This window comes from Nocardiopsis protaetiae (genome assembly GCF_045446735.1).
Taxonomy (GTDB): Bacteria; Actinomycetota; Actinomycetes; order Streptosporangiales; family Streptosporangiaceae; genus Nocardiopsis; species Nocardiopsis protaetiae.
Genome location: NZ_JBJJBV010000494.1, coordinates 1 through 2,221, shown reverse-complemented (window position 1 = coordinate 2,221; position 2,221 = coordinate 1). Strand labels below are relative to the sequence as shown.

The 2,221-nt window shown below is 77.3% G+C and carries 3 protein-coding genes; 2 read left to right on the top strand and 1 reads right to left on the bottom strand.

Features of this window, described 5'->3' with window-relative positions; genetic code table 11:
* The coding region (locus ACJOT3_RS34250) for a hypothetical protein (protein WP_406977284.1) at positions 1-776 on the top strand (776 nt) is incomplete at its 5' end.
* A gap of 137 nt (positions 777-913) precedes the next feature.
* On the top strand, positions 914-1,498 hold the full coding sequence (locus ACJOT3_RS34245; RefSeq protein WP_406977283.1) for an O-methyltransferase: 585 nt from the start codon (positions 914-916) through the stop codon (positions 1,496-1,498).
* A gap of 16 nt (positions 1,499-1,514) precedes the next feature.
* On the opposite strand, the gene ACJOT3_RS34240 is transcribed toward ACJOT3_RS34245, so the two are convergent.
* Positions 1,515-2,093, bottom strand: a complete 579-nt coding sequence (locus tag ACJOT3_RS34240) for an SDR family oxidoreductase (RefSeq protein ID WP_406977282.1) — start codon at positions 2,091-2,093, stop codon at positions 1,515-1,517.
* Positions 2,094-2,221: the final 128 nt, after the last annotated feature.

Sequence of the window (2,221 nt, the reverse complement as noted above, 5' to 3'; positions counted from 1 at the left end):
ACCTGCTGGGCGCGGCCGCCGAGGCGGCCGCCCGCGACACCGGCCTGCCCGGCCGGGCGGTGGGGCTGCCCTCCCGCCCGGTGCCGGACACGGTCATCGACGAGGCCGACCACCCCGGCCTGGCGCTGCGCGCGGTGTCCCTGCGCGGCGACCGCAACCGCGCGGAGGGCCTGCCCCGGCAGGAGTCCTTCGGCCTGTACCCGCTGGAACACGCGGGGCAGCGGTTCGTCCTGGCCGTCACGGCCTGCGCGTTCCCCTCGGTGCGGGACGCCGACCGGGTCCGCCGCCTGCTGTGGCGGGGTGTGGCCGCCCGTATGGCGGAGGCCGCCGCCCCGCTCCGGGACCCGGAGCACTTCCGGAACCTGTGCGCCCTGCTCCTGGAACAGGCGCTGGAGGTCGGCCCCACCGGCACCCTGACGGCCGCCCTGGTCCGGCTCTCCCCGGAGGGGGAGACCACCGACTGCCTGCTGTTCGGCACCGACGTCGCGTCCGCCCGGCTGCTGCGCGGGGGCGAGTGGGAGCCGCTGCCCGCCACCCTGCCCGCCGACCCCGACGGGGTGCACGTGAACGGGCACCGCATAGCGCCCGGCGAGGCGCTGCTCATGTGCGGCACCGGCCTGTCCGGCCCGATGGCGGACGCGGAGACCGCCGACCGCCTGGCCGCCCAGTGGGGCGCGGGCCGGGTGCCCGGCCGGATGGAGTTCGCCTGGCAGTTGGACTTCCGCGCCGACGGCCACGAGGACGACCGCACCGCCGTCTGCCTCTGGGGCCTGTGACCGGGGCGTCCACAGGCCGGGTCGCCCGTCGGCCGGGTCATCCACAGGCCGGGTTATCCACAGGCTGGGGAAAGTCCTCGCCCGGCCGGGGCGGCCGACTTAACCTGGGCTCATCCGCATCAAGGGGAGGGGTTCCCATGCAGACGGTCCAGCAGCGGCCCGGCGTCCTGGACGCCATCGAGTCCGACACCGAGGCCATCGGCTTCACCATGTCCTGCGAGGAGGAGGTGGGCCGGCTGCTGCGGACGCTGGCGGCGTCCAAACCGGGAGGCAGGCTGTTGGAGCTCGGCACCGGGACCGGGGCCGGGACGTCCTGGCTGCTGGCCGGTATGGACGGCCGGGCGACCCTGGACACCGTCGACAACGACGCCGGGTGCCTGGAGGTGGCCCGGCGGCACGTGGGGGAGGACCCGCGGGTGCGGCTGCACGAGGCCGACGGCGGCGCCTGGCTGGCCGGGCGGGCCGACGGCCCCGGCTACGACCTGGTGTTCGCCGACACCTGGCCGGGCAAGTTCACCCACCTCGACGAGGCGCTGGGCCTGGTCGAGCCGGGCGGCTTCTACATCGTGGACGACCTCGCCCGTCAGCCGGAGCGGATGGTGCCGGAGGACCACTGCCTGGCGGTGGAGGCCCTCATCGCCGACCTGGAGTCCAGACCGGGCTGGGAACGGCTGTCCCTGCTGGGCTGGTCCTGCGGGGTGATGGTCCTGGTCCGACGCTGACCCGGGCCGGTCGCCCTCACCCGGGGCGGGTTCTCCCGCCGGCGTGGGCGGAGCCCCTCCGGATGAGGCCGTGGACACCCGGCCCCGCGGCGAGACCCGCCAGGCACGCCGACGCCAGGGCGCCGCGGCGCCGACCGACCTCCTGGAGCAGGCCGACCTCGCGGGCCTCGTCGTCGAACCCCCCGTGGGCCCCGTGGTCGCGCTCGGCGTCCAGGGGCGCGAACAGGTCGTCCCGCTCCGGCGGGGCGGCGTCGCGCACCTGCCCGTCGTACGAGGTGCGGGCCAGGTAGAGGTCCAGCAGCCGCGGGGCGAGCCGCTGCCCCAGCACGGTGGCCACCGTCGAGTGCCCCACCCGGTACCGGCGCCGCCGCGGGTGCCCGGCCGCCCACACGATCGCCCGGGCCGCGACCTCCGGCTGGTAGACCGGTGGCAGCGGCCGGGTGCGGGCGCCCATGCGCGAGCGGACCCGGGAGAACCGCGGGGTGTCGACCGCCGGAAGGCGCACCTCGGTGATCCGCGCCCCGGACCCCTCGCGGAGCGGCTCGACGCGCACGGAGTCGGTGAACCCGCGCCCCGGTGGGTAGGGGGCGGGCATGAGATCCACAGCGCGCACGGGAACGGCGACAGTGCCCCTGACGGCCGCCGCGGCGGTGGCGGCCCTGGCGGCCGCCTGCGGGGCCGACGGCGCGGCGGGCGGCGCGAGCCCCCGGGCCGAGGGCACCT

What these genes read in the sequence shown, in the direction of transcription:
- ACJOT3_RS34245 (WP_406977283.1), top strand. Translation starts at nt 914, where the DNA reads ATGCAGACGGTCCAGCAGCGGCCCGGCGTCCTGGACGCCATCGAGTCC.
- ACJOT3_RS34240 (WP_406977282.1), bottom strand. Translation starts at nt 2,093, where the DNA reads ATGCCCGCCCCCTACCCACCGGGGCGCGGGTTCACCGACTCCGTGCGC.